The following is a 9,202-nucleotide window of genomic DNA, read 5'->3' on the forward strand; positions in this document are numbered from 1 at the left end:
TTAATATTTGACATGCTCTTAGAGCTAGATGAGGTAGTTGATTGGCATCATTTTGGATCCGGAGAGTCTATGGCTGATTTAAAAGTTCACATTAAAAATAAAAATAACGGCAAAGTGAATGTGGTTTTGCACGGTCATTTAGAACAGAAAGATATGAGGATTGTGTATGAGAGTACTTATTTTGATTGGTTCGTTAATGTTTCACAATTTGAAGGTTTGCCGGTCAGCATAATGGAAGCATTTTCATATGGTATTCCTGCTATCGCGACAAATGTTGGCGGCACGCGAGAAATAGTTAATAGTGAAAACGGCTATCTCATTCCTGAAAATTTTAACGCTTGTCTTTTACGTGAACTTGTATTACATAATAATTATTCAAAAAGAATGCATGCATATGAAACTTGGGATATAAAATTTAATGCTGAATCTAACTACAACGTACTTGTAAGGGAGCTCAAAAATATCACTTAATGAAGAATTTTAGAATAATTGTTTATTTGATGTTTGTAATGAATTCATCTTTTGCTCAAAGTGCAAACCACGGGATTGATTTCAAAGCGTTATTTGATAATACTGTAAGCGGTATTAATCAAGCAAATACAAATACTTCAATTAAAAGTATGATTTTAGCTGCTGAAGAATCTAATTCAAATCGTTTCATCGAAATTGGTTATTTCATTAATGCAAATAATATTATGTTTCTTAAATCAAATGATGAAAGATATCTTAATAATAATTTCGAAATTACGGATGCATTGGTTAAAAATACAGTTTTTAAAAATGGTTTTCCTAGATGGTTTGCTAAGATTAAGAGTAAAACAGATACAAATATCCAAATGAATAATAAGGAGTTTATGTTATATGAAGGTTATTTATTTAGATATTTAGCGGAGTTTCTATTTATTGTTAAAAAGCATAATATTAGTAATAAAGGTCATTTACTAACCGCTGATTTTATAAATCTAAATTTTATTAAATGGAAAGAAGAAAGTTTTTCCATATATAATGATAATAGCTTTTTTATTAATTCTAGAATTCATATTGGAGCATTATGGGCTACAACAGCTCTATATTTGTCAGAGTTGACTTTAAAGAATGATTATTACATATCATTTTATAATGAATTTAATGATTTACTTAAAACCAATATTAAAGTACAAAAGGGTAGTATAACAAAACCAAGCTGTTATGTTTGGCATTCTACATACGATAATCTAACAAAAAGTAAAATTGCACTGGAAAGAAAAATATCAAAAAAGGACAGGTCACCCATTATCCAAGATGTAACTCATGGAAATCACGTGATACAATTTATTATTGCATCATACAAATTGAAGAGGGGTAATTGGTCAAAAAAAAATTTATTATTGTTTACGAATACTCTAAAATTTAATATATGGAATGGTGCGGATCACAGTTTTACTGACAATGTCGATGGTAGCTCTTTTGATGTTAAAAGTAAACTTAGAGGCTCGGGATGGAAACAAACAGATGGTTGGATGAAATTAATGGAATACGACCATGATTTGTACAGTATTTATTTATCGTTTTACAAAATCGCTTCAAACAAAGTGAAAATAAATAAATCTTACTTGAATTTGCAATTTTACGCTTTAATGTATAATATTAGCCAACAATGATTTTACAACTTTCTAACGACTTCGCTGGTTCAAAAGTATACATGAATTTATTTAAGTCTCTGGATAATCTTCATATAAATCAATATGTTTATGTCCCAGTTCGTTCAGATAATTTAATTGATAAGAATAAGATCCTTTTTGATTCAGACAATTCTAAACTGATTTATAGTAAGGTTTTAAGTAATTACACACGTATAAATTATAAACTTAAGATTAGACGTACCTTAGTTGACCTTGTAACAAAGATTCCAATTGCTAAGGTTAAAGTTATCCATGCCCATACATGGTTTAGCGATGGAGGACTTGCTTATGAATTGCATAAAAAGACTGGAATTCCATACATCGTTACTGTTCGCAATACTGATTTGAATTTATTTTTCAAATATATGTTGCATCTGAGAGACTATGGTGTCAAAATTTTAAATGCAGCATCAAAAATAATATTTATATCGACAGTTTATAAAGAAAGGTTCTTAAACTTAAATTATATCAAGAGTAAATGCTCGGAGAATTTACCTCAAAAATGCCTTGTGATTCCTAATGGTATTGATGATTTCTGGTTAAGAAATAGGTCCAATAAAGAAAGAAATTTACACTCTCCAATTAAGTTGCTATACGTAGGTAATTTTTCAAAAAACAAAAACGTAATGAGACTTATTCAAGCTGTTGAATTACTCAATAATAAAGGAGCTGATTTTGAATTAACTATCGTAGGTGAACATGGAAAGCAGCAAAAAGCAATAGTAGATAAAATTCAAGGAGCTAGGGAATTTAGGTATTTAGGGAAAATTGACGACAAAAAGGCTTTACTCAAATTATTTAGAGAATCAGACCTTTTTACAATGCCTTCCCACAGTGAAACCTTCGGACTAGTATATATTGAGGCTTTATCTCAAGACACACCAATTATTTATACAATCAATGAAGGAATTGATAGATTCTATGACGATTTCAAAATCGGAGAGGGAGTGGATAGTAGCAGTGTTACTTCGATTAGTAATGGAATAAAAACAATATGTAACAATTATAAAAGGTATGTTTTTAATAATATTGATATTTTAAAGAATCATAACTGGAAAGAAATTGCTGAAGTTTATAATAATTTATACCAAGGAACTATTAAATGAGAATATTATACATACACCAATACTTCATTACACCAGATGAGCCAGGTGGAACTAGATCGTATTGGATTGCCAAGGAATTAGTTGAAAAAGGATATGAAGTAACCATGTTAACATCTTCATCTAAATTCAGCGATAAAATTACAGAGAAGTACATCGATGGTATTAAAGTTATCTATTTAAAAGAAGATTATAATCAAAATATTAGTTTATTAAGAAGGCTTAAAGCTTTCTTGAATTTTATGTTTAGTTCTTCTATTGTTGCATTAAAGCAAAAAAATATAGATTTAGTTATTGCGACTTCTACTCCATTAACTATTGGTATACCTGCACTTATGATGAAATGGTTTAAAAAGGTTAATTTTGTATTTGAAGTACGTGACTTATGGCCTGAAGTTCCTATTCAGATGGGAGCTATAAAAAATCCAATACTTATTTATTTGACTAAATTATTAGAAAAGATAATTTATAAAAACGCAACACACATTGTCGCTCTGTCACCAGGGATGCAAGATGGTGTTGTAAAATATGTTTCTAGGTCTAAGACAACTATGATTCCTAATATGGCTAAGATTGATGAGTTTTGGCCGAGATCAAAAAATTTTCAATTAGCTAATAATCTAAATATAAATGATAATAGCTTTAAAGTAATTCATTTTGGAGCTTTAGGCTTAGCAAATGGAGCAGGAAGTATTTTAGAAACGGCTAAACTCTTAAAAGAAGACAACAGCGTTACTTTTTTGTTTGTTGGTGGTGGATCAACTGAAAAAGAGTTAAAAGACATCTGTAAAGCCGAAAAATTATTTAACGTTAAATTTTTAGGGAAGTTTTCGATGAAAGACACTTCTGAAATTGTTAATATTGCAGATGTATCTGTAGTAAGCTTTAAGGATTTACCCATCTTATACACTAATTCGCCTAATAAATTATTTGATTCTTTATCAGCAGCTAAGCCTATAATTGTAAATTCAGCTGGTTGGACAAAGGATTTAGTTGAAAATAACAATTGCGGCTATTATGTTAATCCCAATAAGCCAGTTGAACTAATGCAGAAAATAAAATATTTGCAGAGTAACCTGGAAGTTCTGGATGAAATGAGTAAAAATTCCCGAAAATTAGCTGAGGAGTCTTTTGATAAATCAATTTTATGTTCAAAATTCGCAACTTTAATTGATACTTATAATGTATAGAACTATTTTTAAAAGAGTGATTGATTTTTTAGCTGCACTAATTGGTTTAATAGTACTCAGTCCATTACTGCTAATCGTTACGATTGGTCTGTATTTTGCAAATCGAGGAAAACCGTTATTCTTCCAGTTAAGACCTGGATTGAATGGAGTGATTTTTAAAATTGTAAAGTTCAAAACAATGAATGATAGGAAAGATGCTTCAGGCGTGCTTTTGTCTGATCAGGAGAGACTTACTAAGATAGGAGCTTTTGTACGAAAAACATCATTAGATGAAATTCCGCAATTGATTAATGTGTTAAAAGGAGATATGAGCTTGATAGGTCCTCGACCGTTATTACCGCAGTATTTATCGTTATATAATGATTTCCAGGGGAGGAGACATGAGGTTAAACCGGGTATTACTGGCTGGGCACAAGTAAATGGAAGGAATGCCATCTCTTGGCAAAAGAAATTTGAATATGATGTTTGGTATGTTGATAATTTATCGATGGGATTAGATATTAAGATTTTTTTTCTAACCATTAAAAAAGTATTTGTTAGCGAAGGTATAAACATGCAAGGTCAGGTTACGGCTGAAGCATTTAAAGGAAATTAAAATGTACTTATTTGGTGGAAGCGGACACTGCAAAGTTATAATAGACATTATAAAAAATAATAATTTATATGAGATTACGTCAATAATAGATGACAATCCTATTTTGGATAAAATTTTTGGAATTGATGTTGTTAGGAGAATAAAATTTAATGATGATGACACACTTTTTATTGCAATAGGTGATAACAAAATAAGAAAAAAAATAAGTAGTAAACATAGTAATGTTAAATATCCAATATTGATTCATTCTAATGCAATCATGGGAATTAATGTGAGTATAGCTCATGGTACGGTTATAATGGCAGGAGCTATTGTTAATCCAGATACAAGAATTGGTAAACAATGTATTATAAATACCGGTGCTATAATAGAACATGACAATTTAATAGATGACTTTGTGCATATATCTCCTAATGCTGCTCTTGCAGGGAATGTTAATGTTGGTGAAGGTACTCAAATAGGAATTGGAGCTTGTGTAATTCAAGGTGTGAAAATTGGTAAATGGTGTACAATTGGAGCGGGATCGGTAATTTTGAGAGATGTACCCGACTACGCTGTTGTTGTAGGAAATCCTGGTAGAATAATAAAATATAATCAAAAAAATGAATAACTCAAAAATATGGCTTTCTTCACCTCATATGGGTGGAAGTGAACAAAAATTTGTACAAGAAGCTTTTGATACTAATTGGGTTGCACCCTTAGGACCTAACGTGAACGGTTTAGAAAAAGATCTTGAGGTTTATTTAGGTAGAAACGCACATGTAGGTGCTTTAAGTTCTGGAACTGCAGCAATACATTTAGGTTTAATATTATTAGGTGTTAAGGCCGGCGATGAAGTAATTTGTCAAAGTATGACATTCTCAGCTTCAGCGAATCCTATTTTATATTTAGGTGCAATACCTGTATTTATAGACAGTGAGTCAGATACCTGGAATCTTTGTCCAATTGCTTTGGAAGAAGCGATTGTAGACCGAATTGCAAAAGGGAAAACTCCGAAAGCAATTATTGCAGTTCATCTATACGGTGTGCCATATAAAGTCGATGAGGTTAATGCTATTGCTAGAAAATACAATATTCCTGTTTTGGAGGATAGTGCCGAAGCTTTAGGAAGTTCTTATAAAGGACAAAAGTGCGGTACTCTTGGTGATATAGGTGTTTTGTCATTCAATGGTAATAAAATTATAACAACATCTGGAGGTGGTGCGATAGTCATTAAGAGTAAAGAACTAAAGGATAGAGCTGTTTTTTTTGCAACTCAATCTCGAGATAACGCTCCTCACTACCAACATAGTCAAATAGGATATAATTATCGAATGAGTAATATTTGTGCTGGTATTGGTCGCGGTCAGATGGAAGTACTAGATAAGCACATAGCATTACGTAGAGATATGAATGCCTTTTATGAGGATTTGTTTAAGAACATTCCTGCTGTAAAAGTATTTAGAACAGATGAAAATATTTCATTTGCAAATTATTGGTTGAGTGCTATTGAAATTAATGCTAGTAATGAATTAGGGGTAAATAGTGAGCAGCTTAGATTAGCGCTAGATGATGTCAATATAGAGTCGCGCCCACTATGGAAACCAATGCACTTACAGCCAATATTTGAAAACTATCCTTACTATGGAACTACTGTTTCTCAAAATCTATTTGAAAATGGTTTGTGCTTACCGTCAGGATCAAACCTAACAAATGAGGATAGAGAGAGAATAAGTATTGCTATAAAGTCTTTTTTTAAAATACAAGAATAATTGTTTAAATGAAAATCGAAAAAACTGAAATTAAAGATTTATTCATACTCTTACCTGATGTGTTTACTGACGAAAGAGGGTATTTTTTTGAATCCTATAATAAAAGTAAATTAAGTGCTTTATGCCTTGAGCATGCATTTATTCAAGACAATCAATCATTTTCAAAAAAAGGTACTCTAAGAGGGTTGCATTATCAAAATCCACCATATGCTCAAACCAAATTAGTTAGAGTGTTAGACGGGGAAATATTGGATGTTGCTGTAGATCTTAGAAGAAATTCACCAACGTATGGGCAGTCATTTAGCATACACCTTAGTGCTGATAATAAAAAACAAATGTTAATACCTAAAGGCTTTGCTCATGGTTTTTCAGTATTAAGTGAAACAGCGATCATAATGTATAAATGTGACAACTATTATAATAAAGAAAGTGAAGGAGGTATACGTTTTGACGATCAATCAGTAAACATTGATTGGGGCATTGATTTAAACGATGCAATACTTTCAGAAAAAGATCTTTTACTTCCAAGTCTTGAACATTGCAACAGTCGGTTTTAATGCAAAAAATTTTAGTTACTGGAGCAACAGGGCAGTTAGGTTCTGAATTCAAAGTTTTATCAAAGAATTATCCACAATATGAATGGTTCTTTGCAAATAGAATGCAAGTATCTTTACATAAAATTAATTTGTTAGAAGAACAATTGAAGAATATTCAGCCTAATATCATCTTAAATTGTGGCGCGTATACTGCGGTTGATAAAGCAGAAACAGAGCATGAATTAGCAGACATTGTGAATCATCAATCAGTTGGTGTCTTAGCAAAATATGCAAAAATAAATAGCATAAAGTTAGTGCATATATCTACTGATTATGTATTTGATGGGACATCATCGATTGCTTTAAATGAAGATGCATTGACGAATCCAATTAATGTTTATGGGATGACTAAACGTGCTGGAGAAGTAGCAGCTTTATCAATCAATGCTAACGTTATAATTATTAGAACATCATGGGTATATAGTCGTTTTGGAAATAATTTTGTCAAAACGATGAGACGCTTACTTATAGAACGAGACAGTATAGAAGTGGTCAATGACCAAATAGGGTCTCCCACTTACGCTGCTGATTTAGCGCAAGTAGTGATAGACATCGTGCAAACTGAAAAATGGACTCCTGGAATCTTTAACTATTCAAATGAAGGTTCGATAAGTTGGTATGAATTTGCATTGGCAATTCAGGAAATTACTGAGGATAAATGCGAAGTAAAAGGCATTCCTTCTACGTCTTATCCAACTCCCGCAGCTCGTCCAGCTTATTCATTATTGGATAAGAATAAGATTAAGGAAATATATAATGTTGCAGTGCCTTATTATAAAGAAAGTTTAAAAAAATGCCTGATGCTACAGTTTTAAAATTAGAACATAGAAATCGCAAGCGATAAAGAAATGAAAAAAATAGTAATTACTGGAGGTGCCGGATTTATTGGTTCACATGTGATAAGGCGTTTTGTAAATAGATATCCGGAGTATCAGATCTTTAACTTAGATGCTTTAACTTATGCGGGTAATTTAGAAAATATTACAGATATTGAGAATGAACCCAACTATACTTTTATAAAAGGAGATATCGTTGACGGGAATTTTATAGACGCGCTTTTTGAAGAGCATCAGTTTGATGGTGTAGTGCACCTAGCGGCAGAGTCACATGTTGACCGTTCGATAACAGATCCTCTGTTGTTTGTTAAAACAAATGTTATCGGTACAATGAATTTATTGAATGCTGCCAAAACGATTTGGAAAGATGATATGGAGGGTAAGCGTTTTTACCATATTAGTACTGATGAAGTGTACGGAAGCTTGGGAGCTAAAGGGTTATTTACAGAAACTACAGCTTATAATCCAAATTCGCCCTATTCGGCTTCAAAAGCCAGTTCAGATCACTTTGTACGTGCCTATGGGGAGACTTATGGTTTGCCATATATTTTGACAAATTGCTCTAATAATTACGGACCTTGTCATTTTCCCGAAAAATTGATTCCGTTGTTTATCAATAATATTATTCAAAATAAGCCTTTACCCGTTTATGGGGACGGAAGATATACGCGCGATTGGCTATTTGTTGAAGATCATGCCGTTGCTATTGATTTAGTTTTTCATGAAGGAGTAAATCACGATACTTATAACATTGGTGGTTTTAATGAATGGCAAAATATCGATTTGGTAAAGTTACTTTGCAAAATCATGGACGAGAAATTAGGACGTGAGCTAGGAACTTCAGAGCAATTGATTTCGTACGTAAAAGACCGCCCAGGACATGACCTGCGTTATGCCATTGATGCAACTAAAATAAATAAAGAATTAGGCTGGAAACCATCAGTTACTTTTGAGCAAGGACTGGAGAAAACAGTAAATTGGTATTTAGATAATCAAATTTGGTTAAATAACATAACCTCGGGTGATTATGCAACGTATTACGAAAAACAATATGAGTAATTCGTAATTCGTGATTTGTAATTCGAAAATTGAGATGAGTGATTCGTGAATTTAACAAATTAATGAGTTGATAGTAATTCCCTACTAGGATTTCAATTTAAATTAATACAATTGACGTAATAATAAAAATAGTCATCAATGAAAGAGTAAATAATTGGATTAAAATCATTTAAGAATATGAAAGATCATAAAGATTTAGATGTATGGAAACAATCAATGGTACTCGTAGAAGATATTTATGCGTTAACAAAAAACTTCCCATCAGACGAAAAATACGGACTATCAAGTCAAATTAAGAGAGCAGTAGTTTCTGTTCCGAGTAATATTGCTGAAGGCGCAGGCAGAAAAGGGGACAAAGAATTTATACAATTCTTATATATTGCGATGGGCTCATTATCTGAATTAGAAACA

The 9,202-nt window shown here is 31.9% G+C and carries 11 protein-coding genes; all 11 read left to right on the plus strand.

Going from position 1 to position 9,202, the window contains the following annotated elements; all coding sequences use genetic code 11:
* Positions 1-471: glycosyltransferase (locus P8M54_RS12615; protein ID WP_300288267.1), on the plus strand; the 471-nt coding region annotated here is incomplete at its 5' end.
* On the plus strand, positions 471-1,640 hold the full coding sequence (locus P8M54_RS12620; protein ID WP_300288268.1) for a hypothetical protein: 1,170 nt from the start codon (positions 471-473) through the stop codon (positions 1,638-1,640). The genes P8M54_RS12615 and P8M54_RS12620, both read left to right, overlap by 1 nt.
* Complete coding sequence (locus P8M54_RS12625) at positions 1,637-2,767, plus strand: glycosyltransferase family 4 protein (RefSeq protein WP_300288269.1); 1,131 nt, start codon at positions 1,637-1,639, stop codon at positions 2,765-2,767. The genes P8M54_RS12620 and P8M54_RS12625 overlap by 4 nt, the downstream gene beginning before the upstream one ends.
* Positions 2,764-3,954: a glycosyltransferase family 4 protein gene (locus P8M54_RS12630; protein WP_300288270.1), complete on the plus strand. Its 1,191-nt coding sequence runs from the start codon at positions 2,764-2,766 to the stop codon at positions 3,952-3,954. The genes P8M54_RS12625 and P8M54_RS12630 overlap by 4 nt, the downstream gene beginning before the upstream one ends.
* Positions 3,947-4,549 (plus strand): sugar transferase, encoded by a 603-nt coding sequence (locus tag P8M54_RS12635; protein ID WP_300288271.1) that lies wholly within the window; start codon positions 3,947-3,949, stop codon positions 4,547-4,549. Before P8M54_RS12630 ends, P8M54_RS12635 begins: the two co-directional genes overlap by 8 nt.
* Position 4,550: 1 nt before the next feature.
* Complete coding sequence (locus P8M54_RS12640) at positions 4,551-5,159, plus strand: acetyltransferase (RefSeq protein ID WP_300288273.1); 609 nt, start codon at positions 4,551-4,553, stop codon at positions 5,157-5,159.
* Entirely contained in the window at positions 5,152-6,300 is a 1,149-nt protein-coding gene (locus tag P8M54_RS12645; protein WP_300288274.1) for a DegT/DnrJ/EryC1/StrS family aminotransferase, read from the plus strand. Before P8M54_RS12640 ends, P8M54_RS12645 begins: the two co-directional genes overlap by 8 nt.
* A gap of 8 nt (positions 6,301-6,308) precedes the next feature.
* Positions 6,309-6,857, plus strand: a complete 549-nt coding sequence (rfbC, locus tag P8M54_RS12650) for a dTDP-4-dehydrorhamnose 3,5-epimerase (protein ID WP_300288275.1) — start codon at positions 6,309-6,311, stop codon at positions 6,855-6,857.
* Complete coding sequence (rfbD, locus tag P8M54_RS12655; protein WP_300288276.1) at positions 6,857-7,711, plus strand: dTDP-4-dehydrorhamnose reductase; 855 nt, start codon at positions 6,857-6,859, stop codon at positions 7,709-7,711. The genes rfbC and rfbD overlap by 1 nt, the downstream gene beginning before the upstream one ends.
* A 33-nt stretch (positions 7,712-7,744) precedes the next feature.
* Complete coding sequence (gene rfbB, locus P8M54_RS12660) at positions 7,745-8,791, plus strand: dTDP-glucose 4,6-dehydratase (RefSeq protein ID WP_300288277.1); 1,047 nt, start codon at positions 7,745-7,747, stop codon at positions 8,789-8,791.
* A gap of 177 nt (positions 8,792-8,968) precedes the next feature.
* Positions 8,969-9,202, plus strand: a 234-nt coding sequence (locus tag P8M54_RS12665) for a four helix bundle protein (RefSeq protein WP_300288278.1), incomplete at its 3' end; no start/stop codon positions are given.

The sequence above is a fragment of the Flavobacterium sp. genome (assembly GCF_029242675.1).
Taxonomy (GTDB): Bacteria; Bacteroidota; Bacteroidia; order Flavobacteriales; family Flavobacteriaceae; genus Flavobacterium.